This is a genomic window from Pseudoalteromonas sp. JC3, from assembly GCF_030291895.1.
Lineage (GTDB): Bacteria > Pseudomonadota > Gammaproteobacteria > Enterobacterales > Alteromonadaceae > Pseudoalteromonas.
The window spans coordinates 4,247,711-4,272,662 of sequence record NZ_CP127855.1; the positions used below are offsets into that span (position 1 = coordinate 4,247,711).

The 24,952-nt window shown below is 43.2% G+C and carries 20 protein-coding genes and 1 pseudogene; 13 read left to right on the top strand and 8 right to left on the bottom strand.

All coding sequences use genetic code 11. The annotated features are described in order from the left end of the window. Positions 1-18: 18 nt before the first annotated feature. The 4 genes from QSH61_RS18440 (at position 19) to QSH61_RS18455 (ending at position 2,274) form a co-directional block, all read left to right on the top strand. Positions 19-765 (top strand): hypothetical protein, encoded by a 747-nt coding sequence (locus QSH61_RS18440; RefSeq protein ID WP_206473541.1) that lies wholly within the window; start codon positions 19-21, stop codon positions 763-765. Further along, positions 729-1,385: a lysozyme family protein gene (locus QSH61_RS18445; protein WP_206473543.1), complete on the top strand. Its 657-nt coding sequence runs from the start codon at positions 729-731 to the stop codon at positions 1,383-1,385. The genes QSH61_RS18440 and QSH61_RS18445 overlap by 37 nt, the downstream gene beginning before the upstream one ends. 258 nt (positions 1,386-1,643) lie before the next feature. Next, positions 1,644-1,793: a hypothetical protein gene (locus QSH61_RS18450; protein WP_206473545.1), complete on the top strand. Its 150-nt coding sequence runs from the start codon at positions 1,644-1,646 to the stop codon at positions 1,791-1,793. Positions 1,794-1,986: 193 nt separating this feature from the next. Further along, on the top strand, positions 1,987-2,274 hold the full coding sequence (locus QSH61_RS18455; protein WP_193521935.1) for a hypothetical protein: 288 nt from the start codon (positions 1,987-1,989) through the stop codon (positions 2,272-2,274). A gap of 235 nt (positions 2,275-2,509) precedes the next feature. On the opposite strand, the gene thpR is transcribed toward QSH61_RS18455, so the two are convergent. From thpR to QSH61_RS18470, 3 genes are all read right to left on the bottom strand, one after another. After that, complete coding sequence (thpR, locus tag QSH61_RS18460; protein ID WP_193521934.1) at positions 2,510-3,028, bottom strand: RNA 2',3'-cyclic phosphodiesterase; 519 nt, start codon at positions 3,026-3,028, stop codon at positions 2,510-2,512. 20 nt (positions 3,029-3,048) lie between these two features. Next, positions 3,049-3,771 carry a helix-turn-helix domain-containing protein gene (locus tag QSH61_RS18465; RefSeq protein WP_206473547.1) on the bottom strand — a complete coding sequence of 241 codons (723 nt, stop codon included), beginning with the start codon at positions 3,769-3,771 and terminating at the stop codon, positions 3,049-3,051. A gap of 171 nt (positions 3,772-3,942) precedes the next feature. Further along, complete coding sequence (locus tag QSH61_RS18470) at positions 3,943-4,809, bottom strand: helix-turn-helix domain-containing protein (protein ID WP_010606984.1); 867 nt, start codon at positions 4,807-4,809, stop codon at positions 3,943-3,945. Positions 4,810-5,093: 284 nt separating this feature from the next. Between QSH61_RS18470 and QSH61_RS18475 the strand changes: the two genes are divergently transcribed. From QSH61_RS18475 to QSH61_RS18500, 6 genes are all read left to right on the top strand, one after another. Beyond that, positions 5,094-7,748 (top strand): TonB-dependent receptor, encoded by a 2,655-nt coding sequence (locus QSH61_RS18475; protein WP_206473549.1) that lies wholly within the window; start codon positions 5,094-5,096, stop codon positions 7,746-7,748. A 40-nt stretch (positions 7,749-7,788) separates the two neighbouring features. Continuing rightward, positions 7,789-9,276, top strand: coding sequence for a tryptophan halogenase family protein (locus QSH61_RS18480; protein WP_206473551.1), 1,488 nt, complete (start codon positions 7,789-7,791; stop codon positions 9,274-9,276). A gap of 106 nt (positions 9,277-9,382) precedes the next feature. Beyond that, a complete protein-coding gene (locus QSH61_RS18485) occupies positions 9,383-10,648 on the top strand; it encodes an MFS transporter (protein WP_206473552.1) in 1,266 nt (421 codons plus the stop codon). Positions 10,649-10,654: 6 nt separating this feature from the next. Continuing rightward, positions 10,655-11,530: an ROK family protein gene (locus QSH61_RS18490; protein WP_206473553.1), complete on the top strand. Its 876-nt coding sequence runs from the start codon at positions 10,655-10,657 to the stop codon at positions 11,528-11,530. Continuing rightward, positions 11,520-14,066: a family 20 glycosylhydrolase gene (locus QSH61_RS18495; RefSeq protein WP_206473554.1), complete on the top strand. Its 2,547-nt coding sequence runs from the start codon at positions 11,520-11,522 to the stop codon at positions 14,064-14,066. The genes QSH61_RS18490 and QSH61_RS18495 overlap by 11 nt, the downstream gene beginning before the upstream one ends. Before the next feature lie 228 nt (positions 14,067-14,294). After that, positions 14,295-14,468: a hypothetical protein gene (locus tag QSH61_RS18500; RefSeq protein ID WP_017218574.1), complete on the top strand. Its 174-nt coding sequence runs from the start codon at positions 14,295-14,297 to the stop codon at positions 14,466-14,468. A gap of 49 nt (positions 14,469-14,517) precedes the next feature. On the opposite strand, the gene QSH61_RS18505 is transcribed toward QSH61_RS18500, so the two are convergent. After that, positions 14,518-15,036: a hypothetical protein gene (locus QSH61_RS18505; RefSeq protein ID WP_206473555.1), complete on the bottom strand. Its 519-nt coding sequence runs from the start codon at positions 15,034-15,036 to the stop codon at positions 14,518-14,520. 237 nt (positions 15,037-15,273) lie between these two features. On the opposite strand from QSH61_RS18505, the gene QSH61_RS18510 reads away from it, so the two are divergent. Beyond that, on the top strand, positions 15,274-16,839 hold the full coding sequence (locus tag QSH61_RS18510) for an NAD(P)-binding domain-containing protein (RefSeq protein WP_206473556.1): 1,566 nt from the start codon (positions 15,274-15,276) through the stop codon (positions 16,837-16,839). 45 nt (positions 16,840-16,884) lie between these two features. On the opposite strand, the gene QSH61_RS18515 is transcribed toward QSH61_RS18510, so the two are convergent. Both QSH61_RS18515 and QSH61_RS18520 read right to left on the bottom strand, forming a co-directional pair. Next, positions 16,885-20,013 (bottom strand): lantibiotic dehydratase, encoded by a 3,129-nt coding sequence (locus QSH61_RS18515; RefSeq protein ID WP_206473557.1) that lies wholly within the window; start codon positions 20,011-20,013, stop codon positions 16,885-16,887. Positions 20,014-20,022: 9 nt separating this feature from the next. Further along, a complete protein-coding gene (locus QSH61_RS18520) occupies positions 20,023-21,228 on the bottom strand; it encodes a lanthionine synthetase C family protein (protein ID WP_206473559.1) in 1,206 nt (401 codons plus the stop codon). 233 nt (positions 21,229-21,461) lie between these two features. Between QSH61_RS18520 and QSH61_RS18525 the strand changes: the two genes are divergently transcribed. Further along, entirely contained in the window at positions 21,462-21,650 is a 189-nt protein-coding gene (locus QSH61_RS18525) for a hypothetical protein (RefSeq protein ID WP_010606994.1), read from the top strand. Positions 21,651-21,685: 35 nt separating this feature from the next. Here QSH61_RS18525 and QSH61_RS18530 read toward each other — a convergent pair. Next, a pseudogene (locus QSH61_RS18530) lies at positions 21,686-22,132 on the bottom strand (ATP-binding cassette domain-containing protein); the annotation flags it as partial. Positions 22,133-22,557: 425 nt separating this feature from the next. Here QSH61_RS18530 and QSH61_RS18535 point away from each other — a divergent pair. Beyond that, complete coding sequence (locus QSH61_RS18535; protein WP_029215891.1) at positions 22,558-24,645, top strand: winged helix-turn-helix domain-containing protein; 2,088 nt, start codon at positions 22,558-22,560, stop codon at positions 24,643-24,645. 26 nt (positions 24,646-24,671) lie between these two features. On the opposite strand, the gene QSH61_RS18540 is transcribed toward QSH61_RS18535, so the two are convergent. Continuing rightward, positions 24,672-24,950 (bottom strand): 2TM domain-containing protein, encoded by a 279-nt coding sequence (locus QSH61_RS18540; RefSeq protein WP_010606998.1) that lies wholly within the window; start codon positions 24,948-24,950, stop codon positions 24,672-24,674. Positions 24,951-24,952: the final 2 nt, after the last annotated feature.

Sequence of the window (24,952 nt, forward strand, 5' to 3'; positions counted from 1 at the left end):
AATATCAGTTGGATAAATATGTCAGAACATAATAACAACTCACACTCTGAAGATTTGACCGAAGAGAAACGCACTGAGCGCCTAAACCCATCTCCACATAATTCAAGACAAGCGAGAGGGACATTTAAACTCTCTCGCTCTAAAATGAACACCATTTTAGCCCTGTGTGCGATGTTTATTTCCGCAGCGTCGTTTTACGCCACCTACCTGCAAGCAAAGGCTGCTCAGGAGCAAGTTTCCGCAGCCGAAAAGCAGCTAAAAACTGAAACCTGGCCATGGCTACAATTCAGCTATAGCAACTTTGATTTAGACTCCACTCAAGCAACGATTAGAGTCGATATTCGCAATTCAGGAACCGGACCTGCCATAATCCACTACATTAAGTACGAGTTTGATGGCGAAAATTACTTTGATGTTACCGAACTGATGGACGCTTGTTGCAACCTTAACGCCTATCAAGCAGCGCTTAGTGATGCTCAAAATGAAGAATCGAATATCAATTATCTAAAAAAGTTTGGCTGGTATGTTTCCAGTGCGCCACAAAAGATTTTGCTGGCAGATGGCGACACTTTCAACATTTTTACCATGCCAAAAAGCAATTTTAATCGTGGATTATGGGACAAAATTGATGCCCATAAGTCGGTTTTTAAGGCAGAGGCCTGCTACTGTTCTATACTAAAACAGTGCTATACCACGAATGAAAAAGCAGTGATCACTGAGGTACCTAGTTGTTCAACGACGCAGATAAATTCTACCAACGAGTAACACAGCATCTATTGCAATTTGAGGGCGAGGTACTGCACTTGTACTTAGATGTGAATGCCAATCCGACGATTGGTGTTGGTTTTCATATGCAAAGTGTTGAACAATTCTGCCAATTACCGATGCGAGATAGGCGCTCCAAACGCTCTGCCACCCTACAACAAAAGCGCGATGAATACCGTAATATTAAGGGCAAACCCAGCGGCTACAAGGCTTCTTGGTATGCGCAATATACCGAGCTTACCTTGCCACCAAAAGCGTCTAAAAAATGTCTTATAGAGCAAATCAAAGAATTTGAACAGTACCTCATTCATTTTCTTGCCAAGCAAGAAACTGGCAGCATTCCTTATCAGCTATTACCGACGCCCGCTAAGATTGCGCTATTGGATATGGCTTACAACCTTGGTACCAGTAAGTTATTTTTGGCCTTTCCTAATTTAATTAAAGCCGTCAGCGCACAAGATTGGCACAACGCAAGTAAAGAGTGTAGCCGTCTACATATTAGCCCAGCACGAAACGAAGCCACCAAAAAGCTATTCCTCAAGTGCGATAAATACAAACGCTATCAACTGACTTGGTTCGAAACTTTGGTTAAAAAGCTAAAGCGTTGGCTACATAGTTGACAAGCAATTATAACGATTTGCAAACCGAGTTGTTATCACCCTATAACAAACAAACATAACCCACTAATATTATTGAATAAATTTTATTTTCTTGGTTTTTGAACTTGCGAGTTTTTATGCTAACTTGACCAAGTCGCATCAAGGACATGTTGATTTATTGAGTGAGTCTCTGGCGGGAGTCGACTCGATTAATATCGATGCTTCTATACTTAGCGACAGGAAACGATTTGAAATTTATATTAACTTAAGGACAATATTATGCGAGAGCTTACTGTAGCAGAAACAGCACAAACAAATGGCGGTATACCTATTTTTATTGCACTTCCAGCAGGATACATCGCTCGCCGTTATGGCCGTCGAATTGTAGGGGGAGCTATAGGTGCAGTAGCCGGTTGGTTATCAGAATAAATAAAAAGGAAATAGAAAAATGAAAGAATTAACTACAATGGAAACAGCCCAAGTTAATGGCGCTGGATTTGTTGCTGCCTTTCTAGTTGGCGCAGCTTTGGGTGGATTAGCGAAGAAGCTTTACAATAAATACGCTTAACCTATCGGTCAGCTCCGTGTTCTGGAGCTGACCTACTTAGTAGGACACGAAATCATGTTTGAGTTTATTGAGTTTCTGTTACCTGTGTTTTTCGTTTTTATTTACGTAGTACTGCAAGAGAGATGGAAGGAAAAGTGCGACTTACCTTTGAAACAGCATATTTTAATTGTGCTCGCAAAGATAACAATATGCCTAGTTTCTGTTGTGTCATTGGTGTTTATTTTTGGCAGTTGGCTTGGTGCTAGTGAAATACAAATGCTACCAATTGTTGCTATCGGATTCGGCTGCGCCTATGGATTAGCCTGTTATCTACTCGAACCCTTTTACTCTAAGAAAAGCTAAGGCCTGCTACAAACGGGCATAACAGGGGATGTATCAAACATTAGTTCTCATTAAAGCTTTGAAGAATATAGGAACTAAACTGAATGAAGTACATTGCATTATTACTATTATTAGCAACTAACCTCTCGTTATATCTTTATAACGGCGTGCCAAATTATATCTTTGTCTTGCTATTTAGCTGTTTACTTAGCAGTACACTCTATTCTATTTGGAAAAAGCATTCAAAATAGACATTTCAGCTCAAGAAGAAAGACGCTATTGGCTCATAAATCAGGCCATTTTCATTGCGGTGAGAGTGGTATAAGTAGAACTTCTTTACCGTGAGTGAGAAAGGTGCAATTGGCTTATCGATAGTCGGTTCTGGCTTACAATTTCGAAATAGCGTGATATGTGGTGAGAATGGATGCGGGTTGTGATAGAGGTCGCATTTTTCTCCAAAAGCACGCAATGGATTGGCTAAATCAAGCAAAGCTTGTGGTTTTTGTTCGGGCTTTAAGTAAAAAATGCCATTGTGCTGCCAGTAGCCATAGTCACCAAAGGTGAGTGTAAATTTAGGCACCGATAAACTACTAGCAAAATCACAAAGCTCAGCTACTTGTGACTCCTCCACCATAGCAAGAAACGCCAGTGTAAGATGCCAATTATTCGGCTGAGTATTGGCTTTACTCGCGCTCACACTATCCACCAGCCATTGGCCAATATGCGCTCGAGTGTCGTCATCCATGCCAATACCAAAAAATAATCGTTTTTGCATCTTACACCTATATTGATAATCTAAGGTTTAACTAACCGCTTACCTACTAAAGTTAGCATAACCCCAGCGGAGAGACACAATAAGCCAACAAATTGCAGCCAGGCGTTTTCTACACGCTCACTAAATTTAGGGCCTTGAAAACGATAATGCCTTCTACCATCGGTTACCGATTCGGTATAAGCGCTCCCTTTATAGCCTGAAAAAAATACCGTTTTTTTGTCTAAACGTTTCGCCATGGCAAGCTTAACTTGCTCCACAAATTCAATATCGCTATTCCTACTATGAGGGACAAGGAGAAAGCGCCACTTTCTATATAGCTCGACGGGCTCACCGGCTTGCAATACACCTTGAGATTCATATTCAAACAGTTTTTCACTAAAAAATATCTGTTTATAACCACTCCAAAATAACCCGACACCGAGAGACACTAGCAAAATAGCTAATATCGCAAGTTGCTTATATTGCTTTTGTTTTGATTGTTGATGCTGCTTATACCAATATTCGATATCCGGTATTTGGCTTAGTTCTTCGCGCTTTCCTTGTGTTGAAAGGGTTTGCATACACTCATCTAAGGATAAATTCAGCGCCGTTAGTAACTTTCTAAATACCTCGTTAGAAGGCACGGATTTGTCGTTTTCTAGTTTAGATAAATAGCTTTGCTCAACACACATTTGCTCCGCTAACTGGGGTTGGCTCAAGCCTTTTTGTGTACGGATCTGTTTTATAAAGTGTCCTAGTGTCATCACGGTCATCCTCGTTTATTGTTGTTGCGACCCGGCACATTCTTGGCAATTCCTTGATAAATACCAAGTTGAATATTTAGGAATAAGCATGAATATCATAGCATTACGAAATATTCACGGTTTGAATTGAAGTTTTGATTAAAAAGCACAATAAACAAGCTCACGTCCAGATCAATACAATGCCTTTTGGTGCAGCCGTGCACGAAACTCACTGGGCGTACACGCCTTCAATGCTTGAAAACGACGATTAAAATTAGAAATATTATTAAAACCACATTGATCCGATATCACACTAATGGGAGAGGCAGAACTAATTAATAGTTTACAGGCCTTGGCAATACGCAGCTGATTGATAAATTCCGTCACAGTTCGCTCCGTGCGCTTTTTAAAGAAACGGTGAAAGTGATTGGTGCTCATGTGCACTTGCTGTGCAAGCTCATCGGCGCTTAATTTGTCGGTGTAATTATCATAGATATAGGCAATAACCCGGTCGAACTTGTCTTTCGCGGGGTCATGGCGGGCGTCAAAGCGAAAGCCGTTACTGGCTAAATGTTGATAGTTCGATGTCGTCATCCGCGTTAACATTTCAAGCAAAAGCACAAAGCGCATTAACGGCTCGGCATCCGCGATTTGCTCAAACCACTTTTTCGCTTGCCGTGCAACTTCCACTGGAAATTTGACGCCACGGCGCGCTGCATTTAACAATTCAGATAAGCCGTGTAATTCAGGATGCTGAGCCACTAAAGATTCCAACCAGTGCGCAGGTATTTGTGCAACATGGACAACGTGAGCGGAGTGATCCGGATTCGGTTTTGACTGCCAAGTATGTGGTAAGTCAGGGCCTAGGATAACCAAATCTAAGTCTTCGTAAGGGGCGATATGATCACCCACGTGACATACACCGACACTGTTGAGCGTCAAACAGATCTCATATTCCGGATGATAGTGCCAATTAAAGGGAATTTCGGGCAATTGATACAGGCAATAACGCCATGAACATCCAGGAGATGGTAGTACTTTCTCGTACATCGCGCGCATAGCAATTTCCTTTTACATTAATAAACTTATTTAAAATCGACATGTTATAAACTTTAAAACAACTACTCGTTACACCTCGTTGCATATCATGCAAATTCAATCACCAACCAATATTAATCTATCGAAATATAGCAACAGCCTGAAGTGCAGTGAAGTATTTTTGTCAAATTACTCTCATTTAAGCGTGAAAAGTATCATTAGTAGATAGAAATATACCGCTTAAAAAACACCCAAGGCGATACCCTAGCTTCTGCCAACAACAAATAGGAACAATGGGCAGAACAATGAAAACAACTAAGTTGAAGCAATTTAAATTGAATAAACTTGCCGCCATCGTGACAGCAAGTACCTTATCACCCCTTTTACTCACCGCTGCACCATCAGCATTAGCCGAAGAACAAAGCGCAAAAGAAAATGTCGAAGTAATTGAAGTAAGGGGCATTCGCCGCTCGCTTGAAGCTTCAATGAACACCAAGCGCTTTGCAGATGGTATTGTTGATGCTATCACCTCGGAAGATATTGGTAAGTTTCCCGACAAAAACATTGGTGATGCGCTACAGCGTATTTCTGGGGTTACAGTTGACCGCCAATATGGTGAAGTAAGTGGTGTTACTATCCGTGGTACCGCGCCCGAGCAATCGCGTATTTTATTAAATGGCCAATCGGTCGCCAGTACCGATTGGTATGATTTGGGTCCATCGACGCGTACTTTTAACATGGAGCTGTTATCAGCAGAACAAGTATCGGCAGTTAACGTCTACAAAACGCCTGAAGCAAACCTTGAAGAAGGTGCGCTGGGTGGTACAGTGAATCTTGTCACGCGTAAACCACTGGACTTAGATGCACACACTTACATGGTGTCAGCAGAAATGGGCCGCTCTACCTTGTATGATGAAAATGATATAAGTGGCTCATTTTTAGGTAGCTGGAAAAGTGACGATGAAAAATTTGGTGTGCTCGCAGCATACTCTGTTGAGAACCTGACTTCAGGCCGTCACGTTATTGAGTCCATTGGTGGCTACTATGAATATTTTGCGGCGGATCAAGATACGGGACAAGCATCTACAGTGGGCGCTTGGGCAATCGGCTCACAAGCATTTAGAGCTGAGCGCGAGCGCACCAGCGCGCAACTTACCGCGCAATTTGCACCAAGCGATAACACCGAATTTGCGGTAGACTACTTTCGCTTTGAGTTTGACAACCCACATGTAAACCATAACTTTCTTACCGTAAGTGCCCGTGGTGCAGGTGCTGTTGATGTACAAAACAATACTGCAGGCGGTACACAGCGTGCGCGTATATTGCCAGCTTACGCGAACATTATATACAACCCTACTGTTCGTAACGCCGTAAACATGGAAGTCGATGCTTTAAACTTCAGTGGTAAATACGTCGGTGAAACTTTCGAGATTAGCGGTGTTATTGGTCGCTCAACATCTGATGGTGGTACACAGTTTGGCTCCTCAAGTTGGTGGATCCCGGCAACAGATGAGGGAGGAAAAATTGGCGATCCAGCCTTCCCTAACGGTCAAAATAGTACTGATGGCGGCTTTACTTACGATGCATCCGGCCCTTATCAAATTTGGTTTGACTCGCTAGACCCAACCGATGCCTCACAGCTCAAATTTGCTCATGAATCAAACTTCCAAACTACGATTCAAGAACATGAGGTAAGTTATGCGCAAACCGATATCAAATGGATGCTAGAGCATGATTACTTCAAGAACATCAAAGCGGGTGTGAAGGTTAATAAAAACGAATTTGCACGTATCGCAATACAAAGAAATCCAGCGGATGTTGTTGGTTTTGTCCCTGATGGTAATAGCCTAGCTAACTGGAGTGATGGTATTTTTACCAATCTTCATTCGCAAACGGGCGGACATATTCTTAACTCATACGCCAAGCTAGATGAAGATAAGTGGTGGGATTTTATCACTGGCAAGTATGAGGCGGGTGAATTAATCGAGCAGCAAGATTTTGGTAAAACCTACAATGTCGAAGAAGATATGCTCGCTATCTATGTGCAAAGTGAATTCAGCGGTGAAAACTTCCGCGGTAATATCGGCTTACGCTATGTGGATACAGAACAACAGTCCAGCGGCTATGTTGATAACACGGCCTTCGATGAAACGGTTGACTACGACAACTGGCTACCGAGCATCAACTTCGCTTATGACTACAGCGACGATATTATCATCCGTGCGGCCGCATCTAGCGTTATGTCTCGAGTTAATTATAACGACTTAAAACCAGGTCTAGCGATTGATGCCAACTTTGGTTCTGCCACCGGTGGTAACCCGAATCTTAAACCATATGAAGCTGACCAAGCAGATATTGGTGTCGAATATTACTTTACCGAAGCTTCCTTGCTCTCAGCAGCCGTTTTTGTGAAGAAAATTGACAACGTTGTCTTTTCTACCGAAGCGATTGAATATGTAGACGGATGCGGTACCGACCCTTCTAAGTATGATCAATGCCGAGTCACACGCCCACGTAGTAACGGAGACGGTGACGTAACAGGGATAGAACTGCAGCTTCAACATAGCTTTGATAATGGCTTTGGCTTTATTACTAACTACACCTACGTGGATAGTGAAACCACCACACCAGATAATGCAAAAGAAATGGTGCCGGGAGTATCTGAAAACTCATTCAATGGCTCGCTATTTTTCGAAAACGAGCAATTTAGTGCACGTATCGCTTATAACTGGCGTAGTGAATGGATTGGCGTCGGTGCAGCACAAGCGGTGCGCAACGATAGCTACCAACAATGGGATGCATCTTTGGTGTGGCATGCAATGGAAAATCTGGATGTCAGCTTAGAGGGTGTAAACCTGACCAATGAGGTTATTCAATCTTACGACACCAACTACAACTTAACGCAGAACACCATTGAATTTGGTACGCGTTATTACCTTGGCGTCAGCTATAAGTTCTAACCTCGGAGCCCCAGTCACTTGCGGCTGGGGTCATTTGCCTATGAAAACAATACAGTCACTCACCATCCTTGGTGGCGGTACCGCAGGTTGGATGTGCGCAGCCTACCTTGCTAAGCATCAACCCAATTTATCGGTCACGGTGATTGAGTCATCGAGTATTGGCAGAATTGGCGTTGGCGAAGGCTCAACGCCACATTTGCAGCTTTTTATGCAAAGCCTTGGTGTGAAAGAACGCGATTGGATGCCCGCATGCCAAGCAAGCTATAAAACCGGGATCTATTTTGATAACTGGAATGGCGACAATGGCAGCTATTTCCATCCCTTCTTCTCTGAAATGGATGCAAAAACAGCGGAAGTTTACTTTGTCAACGCCAACGCCAGACGTCGTGGTAGCGAATATATAGATAAGCCCGAACATTACTTCTTAGCCGCAGTGCTGGCCGACAAGCAACAAGCACCTCTGCCACAGTGTCCATTACCAAGGGCGCTTGAGTACGGCTATCACTTTGATGCGCAAAAACTTGCGGATTGGTTAAGGGCATTTAGCCTAGCGCGAGGCGTAAAGCATATTCAAAGTACGGTGAGTAGCGTACAGCATCATGCCAAAGAAATTATTGCACTGACACTTGAGTCAGGTGAGCAGGTGAAAAGCGATTTTTACGTCGATGCCTCAGGGTTTAACGCCCTACTGATAGAGAAAACGCTCGAAGTGCCCTTTATTTCCTTTGCAGATCAGTTACTCAATGATTCAGCTGTCGCGATTGCTGGCGATAAAATAAACCCGCTACCTTCAAGCACTTCTGCTATCGCGATGCCGTGCGGCTGGCGCTGGCAAATCCCGCTACAAGGCAGAACCGGACATGGTTACGTGTACAGCAGCGCACATACCACTCCCGAAGAGGCTGAGGCTCAACTACGCCAAGCCGCGCAACTCGATAAAGGACAAGCCAAACATCTCACCATGAAAGTGGGCATGATGGCACGCAGTGTTGAAGGCAATGTGTTTGCTATTGGCCTCGCACAGAGCTTTATTGAACCACTCGAAGCCACTGCGCTGATGGTCACAGGTTATAGCATTGAGTTATTAAATAGGCTGCTTTCGCAACAGCTCGAGGCACAAGCCATCAATCAACAACTGTCAGAGCTGGTGCTCGGTATTAAAGAGTATGTACTGGCACATTACGCCACCAGCAAGCGCGCAGATTCACCGTATTGGCAAGATGCAAAAGTCGCGGCACTGAGCTTAAACGAGCTCGATGAGCTGCTCACACACTGGCGTAGCGGTGGTGATTTTGATGCTTGGCTCAACCAACACAGGATGCACTCTCCCTATATTCGTCCCAGTTGGTATTGCTTACTTGGCGGCATGGATCATCGCGATAGCACCTGCCAAATGCCCTTTGATCAAGCACCACAGCATATCGAACAAGCGGCCAAGGCCTATCTAACGAAGCTTAGTGATGAGCATTTTACTGCCCATACAACAGCACTGGAGCAATTACAGCGAGCACAAGCGTTTCGTGCATAACCCAATTGCGGGTGGTGGTGAGATTCCCCTTGATCTTTTTGTTTGTCTGCCCACAAGCGAGATCGCCACGCCATCACCCGCTCTCTAATGAAGGTGGAAATACAACATGAAAAAAAGCTACCTAGTGATTGCCTTAGTATTGGCAACCTTTTTTACGGTGTCCTTTATCACCAATATTTTAGGCGCGATTTTTCCAGCATTAATAGAAAGTTACAGCATAGGCCTAACGCTCGCGGGGTTTTTCCCGTTCGCCTTTTTTATCGCTTATGGGGTGATGTCTATTCCAGCGGGACTGCTAGTTCAGCGTTTTGGAGAAAAAACCGTTATGCAGCTCGCATTTACCCTTGCTGCAATTGGCGCAACGACCTTTGTGCTCATGCCAACGTTTGCCATTGCCATGGTAGCACTGTTTATGCTCGGCTGTGCCATGGCACTACTGCAAGTGGCTATCAATCCACTATTACGCGCTAGCGGTGGTTCAGAACACTTTGCCGTGCTTTCGGTGTTTGCGCAGTTGATGTTTGGTGCTGCAGCAACACTCGCGCCTCTGGTGTATAGCAAACTACAGTCTCAAGTCACCACCGCAGAGGGATTTGGCGGAGCGCTGTCTGGTGTTATCCCAGCAGATAAAACCTGGCTAAGTATCTATGCGGTATTCGCTATCCTAAGCGTCGTGATGCTATTACTCTCGCAATTTACGCCATTTAACGCGGTACCCGAGCAGAAAAAGCAGCAGCTGAGCAGGTCACAAAGTATCGGTTTTTTTAAAGATAAAACCGTACTGAAATTTTTTGCCGCCATCGCCGCTTATGTTGCGCTAGAACAAGGCGTCGCTAACCTTATTTCCGTCTTTTTGCAGCAATATCATGGCTTAGACCCAACCATCGAAGGCGCAAAAGTGGTGAGCGAATTCTGGTTATGCCTAACCTTAGGCTGTTTACTTGGACTGGCACTACTTAAACTCATTGATGCGCAAAAGCTTTTGATTTTATTCAGCTCTGGCGCCGCTATCGCGCTCCTAAGTGCGTTATTCGGTAGCACTACGGTGGCGCTTATTGCTTTTCCAATTGTGGGATTTTTCCTCTCCATTATGTGGTCGGTCATCTTTGCTTTGGCATTAAATTCATTCAAAACCGGCCATGGCGCAATCACAGGGATTTTATGTACTGGGATCATTGGCGGTGCTTTTATGTCTCCAATCATAGGTTTTGCGGCCGAATTGAGTAACAACTTACAACTTGCTGCCCTGCTGTTACTACTGCCACTTAGCTATATTCTGAGTGTTGGTGTATGGGCTAATCCTTTGATTAAAAATAGAACTTTTGGCAATAGTCAAAAGACGCTGTCTCAACCTCTAAATGAAAATAGTTAAATTACGATGAATCACTCTTTGTTATGTATTGACTTGGGTGGCACCAAAGCGCTTGTGGCTTCGGTTGCGCACACTCAGGTCGAGCAGGTACGCCAGTATGCAGTGCCTAGTCAGGCCAACTTAGACCAAGTTAATGCCTTTGTTATCCGTTTAATCGAAGAAAACCTAACGACCGAAACAATTGGTATTTCGATTGGCGTACCAAGCACACTGGATGTGTGCAGCGGCACCGTGCTGACAACACAAAATATTCCTCATTGGCAAAATGTGCCTCTGAAACGGTTGTTAGAACGCCACTTTTCATTGCCCGTTGTTGTCCATAATGACGCAAACTGCTTTGCATTTGGTGAATACTTATATGGTGGCCACCATGCCAACAACCTAATTGGCGTATGCCTTGGCACAGGCATTGGTGCCGGTTTTGTGTTTAACGGTAATTTATATACGGGTAACCATAGTGCTGCAGGAGAGCTAGGAAATTTAAGCTATCTTGATGGAATTATTGAAGATTATGCTTCAGGACAGTTCTTTGGGCGACAAGGAATTGAAGGGAGGTGGTTGGCCGAACAAGCACGCAGTGGCGACTCATTTGCACTACAACAATTTGAGATTTTTGGCGGTCACGTTGGTCATGCACTCGCGCAAATAGTCATGGTGCTGAATCCAGATGTCATTGTACTTGGCGGCTCCGTGACGCATTCATATGACTATTTTAACGCTGCACTTGAAGCAAAGATGCAGCAATTGCTTGGCAATGCTTTATATCAATCCGTTCGTGTCATTCCAAGCACCTTAAATCACGCGCCACTTTTAGGGGCATACGGATTGTTTCAACACAATAAAATTAACCATGATAACAAGGAACTAGCCAATGAAGTTTAATAGGCTTATGGCCCTACTTTTTGGGGTGTCGTCACCCCTTTATGCGCTCGACCAAACCGCAGTAAACTGGTTAGGTCAAAATCTTGATGTAAAGTACACCTTGCTTGATAGCAAGCCAAGCACCTGCCCCAAGGCACAACAAAAGTGCTATTACTCAGAGCTGAGTTTTAGCGTAGCTAAAGAAAATACCAAAGCAAATAATGACTTTGCTATCTTTTTTAGCCAACTGATGCCGATTTACCATGTCGAGGGCGATAACTTTGCCATCACCCATATCAATGGTGATATTCACAAAATCACGCCTGCAGCAGGGTTTAGTGGGTTTTCAAGTGCTCCCACTACCGTGCGCTTTTATACCAAGGACTCTCAGGTTACGCGCTCGGAATTTATGCCAAATTATGTTGTAACGGACGCGCAGCTTAAGCTCACCCCACAAGTGATCAAAAGCACGCAAACCCAGCGCGATAACGACACAGGACTTGAGCTACAACCTTATCTGACGCCATTTGATACGCTCAACCAGCTGCAAACCAGCAGTAAAGATGACACGCCGTGGATGGGCAGCGAATACTTATATCAACATCAAGTGAAGCCAACACTTGATGCTGCAATTGGGCTAATACCTAAACCTAAACAACTGGCTGTGCTGTCCGATAAACGACTCAATCTAGCAGCCGGTATTAATCTGCAACTTTCGGGCGTTTCAGCTGAGGCTATCGCCATGGCACAACAGCGACTCAATACCCTCGGGGTAAAAAGCACCAAGGACGGACTTGTAGTTAATGTCGCTGTAAAGCCAAATAAGCAATCAAGTCCACATTATCAACTGACGGTCGCCGAAAATAATATCTCAATCCAAGCCAATAACAGCGCCGCTGCATTTTATGCGCTACAAAGCCTTGCAGGGCTGTTGGATATTAATGATTTAAGTATTCCCATAGTGGATATTAATGATACACCAAGGTACGACTTTCGTGGCTTACACGTCGATGTTGCCCGCAACTTCCGCTCCAAAACCTTTATTTTACAAACCATTGAACAGATGGCGGCGTATAAGCTAAATAAACTGCACCTTCATTTAGCGGATGATGAAGGCTGGCGCTTAGCCATCGACGGTCTTGACGAACTCACCTCTGTCGGCGCTTATCGCTGCTTTGATTTGACCGAAACTCGCTGCCTATTGCCGCAATTAGGCGCTGGGAATGATAAAAACGCGCAAGTGAATGGCTTTTACTCTGCAGAGGATTATATTGAGATCCTGCGCTATGCCAAGGCGCATCATATCGAGGTGTTACCCTCATTAGATATGCCTGGTCACTCACGCGCTGCAATCATCGCCATGGAGGCGCGATATAAAAAGCTGATGGCACAAGGCAAACCAGAGGATGCGCAGCAATATCGATTAGTAGAAGCTGCTGACAAGACGCGTTACAGCTCCATTCAACATTATAACGACAACACGCTAAATGTCTGTATTGCAAACACTTATACCTTTATCGACAAAGTATTAAGCGAAGTAAAAGTACTGCATGACCGTGCAGGTGTACCACTCAACACTTACCATATAGGTGCAGATGAAACCGCAGGTGCTTGGCTAGAGTCGCCGGCTTGTGAAAAATTGCAGGCAAGCGTGAAAGATTTTACCAACTTTAACGGTTACTTCATTGAACGGATCGCAAAGTTACTAGATAAAAAAGGAATACAGGTTGCAGGGTGGAGCGACGGTTTAGGTGATGTACGTGCTGCAAATATGCCAGCAAACGTACAGAGCAATGCTTGGGCGACATTAAGCGAAAACGGGCACGCGGTCGCGCATCGCTTCGCCAATCAGGGCTGGCAGGTGGTCTTGTCTAGCCCTGATGTAACCTACTTTGACTTTCCATATCAATCTCACCCAGAAGAGCGTGGTAATCACTGGGCAAGCCGTGCTATCGAAAGCAAGAAGATGTTTGAATTTATGCCAGACAACCTTCCTGCACATGCAGAGATCTGGAAAAATACCAATAACCACGCCTACATAGCCAACGACAGCGACTCATCACTAAACAAAGGGGTTAAGTTTGCCGGGCTCCAAGGGCACTTATGGAGTGAAATGCTGCGCAGTGATGCACAAGCCGAATACATGCTTTATCCACGGCTATTGGCCCTTGCAGAGCGTGCATGGCACCATGCCGAGTGGGAATTACCCTACCAAGCCGGTCGTATATACAGCCAGTCTAGCGGATATTTTACTGCAAAGTTACAGGCGCAACGCGAGGCTGATTGGCAACGATTCGTGGCTATTTTGGGCCATCAAGAGCTACCTAAATTAGCACAAGCCGGAATTGAATTTCGCATTCCCGTCGTCGCCGCAAAACAGCTATCTGGAGCAAAGCTCGACGCTTTTACCGCCATTCCGGGTTTTGTTATCGAAGCACAGCTTGAAAACGGCAACTGGGTGCCCTTCAATACCTCACTAAGCAACGTACTTGCACTTAGGGCAGCTCGGTTAGGCTCCGAGCGCAAGGGAAGATCGCTAAGTTTAGACAAAAAGTAGGCCTAACTGGTTTTTAACGCTGAGTACTTTATTAGGTACTTGGCGTTTTCATTGTTGCCAAATATCCCATCATATAATCATTCGAAAGCAAAATGTTGAAAAAGTAAGCAATATGTTTTAGCTTGGCAATTGTGTTTCTTTTTTGTTCGAAAAAATCGAAACAAATTAGTTCGCGTTAATCCACTTTTGTAGCTCAATCTGAGCATCTAGTTTAGAAGGAATACTGAAATGAAATTATCGTTAAACAAAAAGAAAATCAAAGCCCTATCTGCTGACAAACAAACAGTACCTGCAGTAATGACTCCACAAGTTGCAGGCGGCGCGCTTCGCTTCAGCCAAGACAGGCTAACGCATTGTGTTGCCAATACGTGTGGTCGCCACACTTGCCCTGATATTTACTAATCAAGAGTAAATATCACAGTTCAGTGCCTCATTGGAGGCACTTTAAGGCTTACTTAAATTTAACCTCTTTCTCACTTTTCGTGTAAACACGCGACTCAGGTTGAGTCCACTCGCCGTTTTTCAAATATTGTGTCGACACCGTAAATTGACCACTCTCAAATTTACTGGTTGATTTCACCTTTGTAATGCCATCTTTGTTATTAATGACATCTTCGTATGCCACAAACTCGGTCTGGCTCAGGACTTCCATCGTTCCTTGGGTGTAAAACCCTGCCGTCGTAAAATAGTAAAACACTAGACTGTTTTTACTTTTATCCCAGAAAATTAATGACTCTCCGCCGTACATGCCATCGTTGATTGAATGTAAGGTACGAACAGCCGTGCCATTTAAAGCCCGCTCCCAGTGACTCACATCCTGCATCTTTGGCTTATCTGTAGCTACATCAAAGTCCGATTGCCAAGTACCGAGATAAGGTGTAAACACCGAGAGTTCTTCATTTAATTTTTCATTAGCCCAAGATAGCGTGCTGAATACCACCAATATGGCGAGCCCGAATTTTTTCATCATTTTTATTTCCGTTGATTGTGTCTCAATCAGTATAAATCTTCATGCACAAGTTGCGTACTTAAGGTGAACCAGTCATCCCACCATTGGTAAAAAAACATTGCAAATACACAATTAATACACATTTTAAAACAATAATTACACAACAAATTAATATCATAACTGCAATAGGGAAAGCGGGGAGCCTTACCCTGTCTAGAGTAGTTGTTGCAGCACCAACACCAACAAGGAACAACAAACATGCTTGATTATCTTATTATTGGCGCAGGCCCTGCGGGGGTCCAAACTGCTTATCATCTAAAACAAAATGGCTTGTCCTACCTTATGTTGGAGTCAGGTCAGCGCGCAGGATGTTTTTTCGAAACATTCCCAATTCACCGAAAACTGATTTCAATTAATAAAGTATATACTGGTTCGACAAACCCTGAGTTCAACTTACGACACGACTGGAACTCAATTTTAACTGATGACTACAGCCTAAACTTTTCAAGCTTTGACCAAAACTTTTTCCCAAGTGCAGATAATTTAGTCAAATATCTCAATCATTATGTCGACCAAAATCAGCTAAATGTTGCTTATAACCAGCATGTTAAGTCCATCGAAAAAATTGCTGGGCACTTTGTAGTAACTACAACAAGTAATGATCAATATGAAGCGTCTCGCGTTATCGTTAGTACAGGCGTCCCTAAACCTTATATTCCAAAGATCGAGGGAATTGAGTTAGTGACGCAATACTCTGACTTAAATATTGATTTGGCCCCGTTTGCAAACAAGCGCGTACTTATTCTCGGTAAAGGAAACTCCGCTTTCGAAACGGCTGATCACCTTATTCCTGCTACAAGTCTAATCCATGTTTGTAGTCCAAATCCTTTAGACATGGCATGGAAGACGCACTATGTTGGCGACCTACGTGCCGTAAACAATAATATTTTAGATACTTATCAGCTTAAATCTCAAAATGCTATCTTAGACGCCGACATTAAGTTAATTGAGAAACAAGACGACCGCTTTATCGTGCACTTTAGTTATGCCCACGCAAATGGAGAGCAAGAAACCATAGAGTATGACGAGATCATTTGTTGTACAGGGTTTGCCATGGATAGCAGCATTTTTGCCGATAGCGCAAAACCCGATTTAATGATTGAGGGCCGCTTCCCGTCTCTAGATTGCAGCTTTGAATCCATTAATGTGAAAGGTCTTTACTTTGCAGGCACGCTCACTCAATCCACCAAATATCGTAAGTCAACTTCAGGCTTTATTCATGGTTTTAGATACAATAGCCGCGCTTTAGTCGAGATGTTAAAGCAAAAACATCACGATACCGCGCTTGCATGCGACCAACACCTTGGCACACCAGAAGCAATTAGCAGCGCAATCCTCAGCCGTATCAATGAGACTAGCGCGCTATGGCAGCAACATGGCTTTATGGTGGATGCCGTCACAGTATCTGAGACCGGTATGGCGCAGTATTACAAGCACCTACCGAGCCCATACCTCCATGCTCACCTAGGTGATCACTATCATTTGCAGATAGCATTGGACTTTGGTGCGCCAATTGAAGGTGACCCGTTCAACCAGGTTCGGGTGCATAAAGACAACGCGACTGACGCGGAATTAAGTAAATTCTTACACCCCATCATTGAACTTTGCCATCAAGGTGAGGTGATAGAAACTCATCATATTATTGAGGACTTAGAAGCGGATTGGACTGACATAGAAGCGCACGTTAAACCACTTCAACAATTCATTGAGCGAGTACTGCCACAGCTTGCTGGTGAAAAAATGCAAAATAAAGCATCAGCATAGCTCATAAATGAAAAAGGTTGGCAATCAAGCCAACCTTTTCATACTCTACAAGGCTTTAGATTCAGAAAAGTATTTTCGTCTCAACATATCATGAATAACAAATTCTTGCTCTCGACCATAGGCTTTAAACATACGGTTGTTATGCATGTGTAAAAGAGAGCCCAGCAATGATTGTGTACTCAGGTTAAGCGAACCTGACTTTTCTAACGTCAGAATTTCCTTCACCACTGGCTCAGCCTGCATTTGCCAACCTTCTAACAGTGCAAGTATAGCTTGCTGAGCCTCATCACATTGCGCTAGGTTCGAAATATTAAGCTTCGCAAAGTCATCATCGAGCTGTGTTTGATGGTCGCGATAACGATTGCCGAGCTGCTTTCTCAGCGCACTACTCTCATTAAATTCTTTACCAAACCCTGCGCGCAATGAAGAGATTAGCGATAGCTTTTGTTCAGCATCATAGCTAAATAACGTTAGCAGTCGATTAGTAAAAGCTAACGCGACGCGCCAACGGACATCTTCACCAAACTCTGCGACAAGCTGGCAACTTTTTGCAATAAGCTCACTGTCAAACATAAATAAGCTTTCAATCAAAGCCATAGACTGCGGACCGCCGTAACGCTCAACCTCTCGCTCATAAGTCATTAATTCAACTTTATGTAGCTGAGAGCTCTCTATCATAGGTGACAACAGCTGATTAAGTTTCGGCAATAGCTCTCCACAAAGTACTTCTGGCTTGCCTTGGAAGCGTAAGCGTAGATGCCAGTCAGGATCGCCATAGCGAATAAAGAACCACTTATCGAATAATGCGCTATTTTCCTCAATAAGCGGCAATAACTGCTCATAAAGCAGCTGCTCAACAATAGTATTACCTGAATATATTTTTAAGCTAAGCCACTCGGAACCAGCACTAAAACGCCGAGAGATTGGTGTAGCCGTAATATTTTCTAACGGTTTTTCAATGTAGTGCGTGTGAGAAGCTGCACTCTCATTAAGTAAAGGAACAATGATTTCATTAGTATAATGACGACCCTGTGTATCTGTTACTCGTGGTGCAAATTGAGATGCCAACACTTCACTGAGCTCAACCGTATGACGGCCTTTGGTTTCCATCAACAAAACTTCTACCATCGCACTTTGGCTCAAACTCAAAGTTAGCACATTATCACCTGCAGCAAAGCTCACCCAATCGTCTAACAAATACTTATCTTTGAGTTGTTGAAGCTTATTTTCTTCGATGCTCTGATTAACCAGCAACGCCTCAAGCTCTTTGCGCTCAATACGCCATGTTTTCTCATGCAGAATCAGGTTATCTAACATGATACGTGGGACATAGGTTGCGTTTCTTAGGCTCGAGGGCAGTGAAAACTTGGGCGTTTCACTTTCTTGATGTTGCAACATACAAAGGAATTTATAAGCACTCAAGCTTCTGGCAGAGAAGTTATGCGCACTGGATAAGCGAGGAATAATGCGCTTATCTAACCGCTTACTCCAGAGTTTAACCTGCTGGCTTTCGACCCAAACGTATAAATCACTTAGCGGGATCTGGTATTCAGGGTCAAGTGAACTGTCCGCCATGAAGACGATTTCGTATTGTCGTAAATGTGGCCTCGCAATTACGTTACCGGGTCTTCCTTCGGGCATATGTACAATTTCAGCGAAGATAACGTCTTCACTGTGACTATGTTCTTGCTCTAAATGATGAATAACCGATTCTTTTAATGTTTCATCAAGGTGACAGAAGCGACCCAAAAGATTGGCCGCAGACGGCCCGTAACAACCGTTGAACTTAAATACGGGATTAGACTTTTCGTCCTCAAATAAACTCAACATTACAGCCATTGAACGTGGCAAGTTAAGTTCTACTTTATCCTTAACTCTTTGTTTCAACTCACTACTGGTAAGAGCCACACAGCTTGTACCTAAATTGCTTGGCAATGTAACTGCCTGCTCAATAATGTGATCCAGTTCAGTATATTCAGGGGAACTAGATTGACCGCTATTCGCTCGACCCAACTGCAAACCACCCACAAGAGGGGCATCATAACCAGTTTCTGTTGAAACACTGATACCCGATTCATCATCCAAGACCATGTCCAAAGGCACAAATTGTCCTTCAAATCGCGCGTTAAACTTAGAAATAAAATTTTCAAGTGGATTCTGCTTAGTGCTGCGATTCAAACTCGCAATCAATTGCAGTTGCTTGTTCACTCTCGCAACTTCTTGTCGTGACATTTCGCAATGCAAAAACGCGCGATAAGTATCCGATTGAAACAGTTTGTTTTCTTGAACTTTTACTGGTAATTCAGAGAGGTAATTAAAAATGGTTTGATATTCTTCAGGCGTTGCATGTCCCTTTTCATCCATAATAGCAAGGTCATTAACTGCTTGCTCCACCTTAGTATAAATCTCTGCTGGCGCGATGGTTTTCAGTGCTTTAAGTAGCGCGATGTCGGGGCTATCACCGGTAAGAGGTAACGGAATATCAGGAATTAACACCCCTTCGCTAATGAGCTCTTCTAGATAGGCGCTAACTTCATCATATTCAGCTTCGTTATAGCGGTGACAAAATTGCTCAATTAACTGAGAAAAGCTGAGCTTTTGCTTCGCAAGCTCCAACATAGTGATGAAGTATTCATCACTATCGACTGCACTTAGGCGATATTGCATCGAGTCATCAGAGAGGTAAGTTTCTATATAACGACACTGATCTGCTATGAAGTAATGGGAAGGATTTGGTAAATAGGACAAACTATCCGATTTTGCTTCCGTTTCGGCTAAATGAGAGCGAACAGCTGACAATAGAAACATATCTAAACGAGTTTTGCGGGAATCATGCTCTACGTTATCACTCACAAGTCGAGTTTCTGAGCCAATTTTACCCGTATGGATCCCCGAAAAAAGACCAAAAGGTGTAGGACGAGATGACATCCGAATTAAATATCTCAGCAGTGCTAAAGCAACTTTTTTACCTTGTTTAGAGTTTGGCTTTTCGCGCCACTGTTCTAAGCGTTCGAGCAACGAAGGACTTGCGACATAAAGGGCTTCCACCACACCAGGTGTGGCGAGCCAGGCACTCAGCATAGCATTAGTATCTTGTTGATTGAACAAGGTTTCAATCGGCAGCTTTGGTGTCCTTAATACAAAAAAGGAATCTGTTGATATTTTAGCTGACATAGTCACTCCTTAACTCATTAGCAAACAATCAACCCAATCTAGGTTGTCATCTAACACGCCAATTAAAGCAAGTCCAATACCAGAATAACCCATTAAAAAGCTATGATCTTCCTGATGTGCCTTTTCCAGACCGTTATATGAATATAAGGCCTCTAATCCACGCTCTTGGTACTGATTTAAGCCATAATCTAGCCAAGTTAAGGCGGCCTGCTGTAACTTAGGATGAGGCACAACTTGGTTGAGTAGTTGATAAATGGTTACCAACCCAAAAAAACCATGACAAAGTCCGGCATCGTTAATATGGCCTTGTGTTGCATCTCTATCGACGTTAAACAACGCGATTTCCAGTGCTTGTTCAACATACCTTGGCTTATCAAGCGCATGCCCAGCTCTTGCAAGTGTCAACGCAATAGTTAAGTCACCATAGCACCAACCTAACCGAGAATGGTGCTCGTCGCCTGCACATGAGCCAAAGCACGCCTTCTTATCCTCTGCATGACTTTGTTGTTCAAGCAGCCAATCACAACCCGCGATAACTAGCTTCTGCGCGCGCAATTTTACCTTTTGATCCTGAAGCGCGGGAAGAAGTGCGGCAATAATGCCAGGTACGCCATGCGCTAGTCCCAAATTAAACTCATGACTTTCCGTATCTTCTTTATCGAAACGATATACGGATTGTTTTGGCTGAGACCAAGCGATCTGCTGATCACTCAACTCTACAGCAACCGATTCATAACCCGTCACTAACCGATCAAATAATGTGCTTTGTTTAGTTCTCTTTGCGCGACGTGAGATATAGGGTGAATAACCAGCTAGGCCGAGCACCATTTCAATTTCTCCCGTCCAAGGAGTAAAATCAAGTGCCGTTGCAAAGAAGTGATCTATCTCCTCCAGCAGCTCAGGGTCATAATCTTCGTCGTCATACTGGTTAAAATATTCAAGCACCCACGCCTGCCCAGCTAACCCTGAACTCAGTTCCGGGGTTTGTTCCGCCAATTCGTTTTGGAGCTTATCTAGCGCCAGATGAAATTTTTCCTCATCGACCCAAGCATCATTAAAGTTCGCCGCTCGAAATAAAAACAATAAGTGCCCAGCAAGACCACTGAGCAAACCATTACGGTCTAGCATTTCTAGGTCTGACTCTACCTGCTTAGCCAGCTTTTCTACCATAGCCAGGATGAGTTCTTTTTTTTCTATATCTAATGGCATTAGCATACTTATCCTTGTTCAAATTCTGTTTTTAATTTTGTCTTCACTACAGGTAAGTTAACCTTTTGTTCAGTCAAACTCAAACTTTGACACACAAGAAATACAGATAAACACAAAACAAACAAAGAATTGACATTCACCCTAACTAGAACTAGTTTTTTTGTACGCCCTTTGAGTTTGGGGGGTTAAAAGGATTGAAATAAAGGATTGTTATTAACCGCAAAAGTAAGGAACAACAAATGAAATTAGCACTAAACAAAAAGTGTATAAAAGCGCTTTCCAACGACAGCAAATCTATTCCAGCGAATATGACACCTCAGATTGCTGGTGGTAAATCTCCTGCAGCAGCCTTATTCACTGATCGCTACGGTGACTGTTGGACAGGTCGTAACCGCTCTTGCCGTGAGCACACCTGTCAGATCCCATAAAGATACATATCAAGCGAGCTCTGTGCTCGCTTTATTTATTCTGAATCAGATGTTGACGTTTGCTCCTCACCCTCACTATGCATCGGCTTTTTGAGCTTAATTTCTCTGTCAGCCGAGGCGATAGTTTCTTTACGGTGCGCAATGATCACACGGGTAATTTTCAACCGCGATACCGCTTCATTGATATCTTCTTCCAGCCCCGTATCAAGGTGGCTTGTTGCTTCATCCATAAACAGAATCTTAGGGTCTTTATACAGAGCACGCGCCAAGATGATCCGCTGCTTTTGACCACCGGATAAGCTCGACCCCATATCACCAATCAGGCTGTCATAGCCCATTGGCATATCGCTAATATCATCATGGATAGCTGCTAATTGAGCACAATGCACTACTTTTTCCATATTGATTGGTGAATCAAAAAAGGCAATATTATCAGCCACAGTACCGGATAGGAGCTCATCGTCTTGCATCAATTTGGCTAATCCACAAATGCCTTTAAATCTGTTTCCTGACAGCTCACCGCGTGAAAAATCGACAGATTTCACTGCAGAAGCTAATATGTTCCATTTTATTTTTCGGAACAATCTAAATCAGCAGTGAAAAAATAAAAAAGATAATAAGAATAAGTAAGTTAAGATAAACTCACTAATGAAATAACCCAAAATAAAAACAGCATCACACAACCACGTTATTGTTAAAAAAAACCCAAATAAAGTCACCTTAATATTAACCTTCACTGAATTTTCAACCAATATATTGACATTGACGTAACCAATATCGATACTAACATCCATCACAACATGCCGTTGAGTTTAACGCACAAATATTATAAATAGTTAAATCAGGATTGGGTAGCGGGGATTTAGACGTAGTCATGCACATATACAGCACCCCTCATTGGACTTTCGTGGCTTCTAATAATGAGCTAATACTGAAAACCGGAGAAATATTCCGCTTAGCTGCTCGCCACAATGCATGCTTGAAAGCGTTGCTGGAGGCTAACGGGCAAACTGTAGATTATGATACTTTATTGATGGAAGTATGGGGTACTCAATATCGTGATACAAACACTATCGCGTCTGTTATTTCTGAACTTAGGAAGCTGATTAACTGCGGTGACCCCAATCTTAAGTACATTTCTACCGTCCCCAAAAAAGGCTATCGTTTTAATGCCTTTGAACAGGTGAGTAGATATACCACCCAGCAATATGCTGAGAAACAACTAGAGACAGGAAGTGCTTCCAAGCTAAAACCACACCCTGAGAACAATAAGGCGCAAGGGCTTGCGCAACCCAAAGCCATCTCATCAGAACAGAAGAACTCCTCTTTATTACAATTGCTAAACCATAAAAAGCAGCTGATTAGCATTAGTTTAATCACAGCATTTACCGCCGTGCTGTTTTTGGCTCCAAGCTTTTCAGCGAATTTTGTTACTCCAAGCTTTTCACAAAAGACGTTAACTTTTGATCGCGGAATTGAATATGATTTTGCTATCTCGCCGGATAAAAGTCTATTGGTGTATTTAAATGAGCAAGAATCTCAATATACCTTGATGGTCAAACAGCTATCCACAGGTGAGAAACAACTTGTTGAGTTGGGAAACAACCAGCGTTTAACGTCTTTTGCATTTTCTAGAGATGGCTTGTCTTTCGCTTTTGTCGAGCACCAGGGCAAACAATGCCAACTGTTTATCACACGTGTGGCAGGAAATGAACTGATTATGGAGGAGAAGAAGCTCCTCGATTCATGTGCTGAAGGGGGCTACCTCATGTCAGTGACGTTTGCTAAAGACGGTAACTCACTTTTCTACGCAAAAGGTGATCAACTCTCCAGTCCATTCGTAATCGTCAAACATGATCTTACCACAGGTCTGATCAGGAACTTTACCTCCCCTCCTACAACAGGGAGAGGTGATTATGGCACAGCAATTAGCCCAAATGGTAATTACATTGCGTTTGTCAGAGACTTATTCTGGGAACGTTCTAGCATTTGGGTAATGAATATCCAAACAGGCGAAACAAGAAAACTATTTTCAAAGCCCTTTTTAATCGACAAAATTAGTTGGCGATCTGACGATGAACTTATTTTCACTAAAGATGGTAAATTACTTTCTTACTCTATTGCCAAGCAAAAGTTTTCGGCACTTGATGAATTACCATTTCAACTTTATATGGCAGAAGCGATCGGTGACTCTGTCATCATGAGTAAAGGCAATCTATTCCTCTCAGAACTGTCTTATCTTGATTTAAACACATTGGCTTTGGAAGAACGAGACAAAATAGATTACTACGAGCACACTCCTACAGCACCTCAAGACGATGGTAGTTTCTATTATATAAGCAATCGCTCAAATCGAAATGGGATATGGCATAGTACAGGAAAGACGAACGTTCTGGTTTCAGACTCTCCTGAACTCGAGCATATAAGCACTCTGGCTGATGCAGGTGACTGCATTCTCGCAACGACCCCTGGCAAATTATTCAGAATCGACAAACAAACAAATGAAATTACGATATTAAAAGAAGACCTCCCTAACCTTGAGAACTTTACGTACTCAAAAGACATCAATAAGGTTCTGTTTAGCAAAGAAGTCAACGAAAGCTGGTATCTGGAATCACTCAAGTTGGATACAGATCAGAAAGAACTACTTGGCGTATCTGGCTATACGGGGCACTTTTTTAAAAATGATATTTATCTTACTCAGTTTAGGAAGCCAGGACTTTGGCGCTATAATCCATACACAAGGGAGAAGAAGCTGCTTATTGAAGAATTTGAAACCTACTCTTCAGGACGATGGGCAGTCACATCAGATTATATATTGTTAATTCATGATACAGAGCTAAAAATATGGCAAAACGCTCCAAGTTACCACCTTGTTAAAACCTTAGAACTTAAGAGCAACCCAAAACGCATAAATTGTAGTGATTCAACCTGTATTTTTGATCGATACACCTTAGGTAGTACCGATATTATAGAGCTAATTGAAGCTAAATAATATCGGAGCTACGTACACCAAGCACCTCACTTATTCATCTTTGAAAGCCGTTTATCTATCTGTTTTTTCTCCCAATCTCGGTCAAAAAAAGAGGAGAAGCCAAAACAGCTAATCCAGCGTAGTACGAACAATATCGACCAACCAGCAAGAACCCAAAGGCTCCACATATATTCATGATTGATAACTGCATTAAGTAGCACCAACAATACACACAGTACTAACCCTTTCAGAGCAAACTGGTAAAATGACTTAATTCTACCTACCTGCTCTATTGCAGCTTTATAACTGCTCGCTTCATTATTCATGG

Coding starts and splice junctions, on each gene's coding strand:
- QSH61_RS18440 (WP_206473541.1), top strand. CDS start 19: ATGTCAGAACATAATAACAACTCACACTCTGAAGATTTGACCGAAGAG.
- QSH61_RS18450 (WP_206473545.1), top strand. CDS start 1,644: ATGCGAGAGCTTACTGTAGCAGAAACAGCACAAACAAATGGCGGTATA.
- QSH61_RS18455 (WP_193521935.1), top strand. CDS start 1,987: ATGTTTGAGTTTATTGAGTTTCTGTTACCTGTGTTTTTCGTTTTTATT.
- thpR (WP_193521934.1), bottom strand. CDS start 3,028: ATGCAAAAACGATTATTTTTTGGTATTGGCATGGATGACGACACTCGA.
- QSH61_RS18465 (WP_206473547.1), bottom strand. CDS start 3,771: ATGACACTAGGACACTTTATAAAACAGATCCGTACACAAAAAGGCTTG.
- QSH61_RS18470 (WP_010606984.1), bottom strand. CDS start 4,809: ATGCGCGCGATGTACGAGAAAGTACTACCATCTCCTGGATGTTCATGG.
- QSH61_RS18475 (WP_206473549.1), top strand. CDS start 5,094: ATGAAAACAACTAAGTTGAAGCAATTTAAATTGAATAAACTTGCCGCC.
- QSH61_RS18480 (WP_206473551.1), top strand. CDS start 7,789: ATGAAAACAATACAGTCACTCACCATCCTTGGTGGCGGTACCGCAGGT.
- QSH61_RS18485 (WP_206473552.1), top strand. CDS start 9,383: ATGAAAAAAAGCTACCTAGTGATTGCCTTAGTATTGGCAACCTTTTTT.
- QSH61_RS18490 (WP_206473553.1), top strand. CDS start 10,655: ATGAATCACTCTTTGTTATGTATTGACTTGGGTGGCACCAAAGCGCTT.
- QSH61_RS18495 (WP_206473554.1), top strand. CDS start 11,520: ATGAAGTTTAATAGGCTTATGGCCCTACTTTTTGGGGTGTCGTCACCC.
- QSH61_RS18500 (WP_017218574.1), top strand. CDS start 14,295: ATGAAATTATCGTTAAACAAAAAGAAAATCAAAGCCCTATCTGCTGAC.
- QSH61_RS18505 (WP_206473555.1), bottom strand. CDS start 15,036: ATGATGAAAAAATTCGGGCTCGCCATATTGGTGGTATTCAGCACGCTA.
- QSH61_RS18510 (WP_206473556.1), top strand. CDS start 15,274: ATGCTTGATTATCTTATTATTGGCGCAGGCCCTGCGGGGGTCCAAACT.
- QSH61_RS18515 (WP_206473557.1), bottom strand. CDS start 20,013: ATGTCAGCTAAAATATCAACAGATTCCTTTTTTGTATTAAGGACACCA.
- QSH61_RS18520 (WP_206473559.1), bottom strand. CDS start 21,228: ATGCTAATGCCATTAGATATAGAAAAAAAAGAACTCATCCTGGCTATG.
- QSH61_RS18525 (WP_010606994.1), top strand. CDS start 21,462: ATGAAATTAGCACTAAACAAAAAGTGTATAAAAGCGCTTTCCAACGAC.
- QSH61_RS18540 (WP_010606998.1), bottom strand. CDS start 24,950: ATGAATAATGAAGCGAGCAGTTATAAAGCTGCAATAGAGCAGGTAGGT.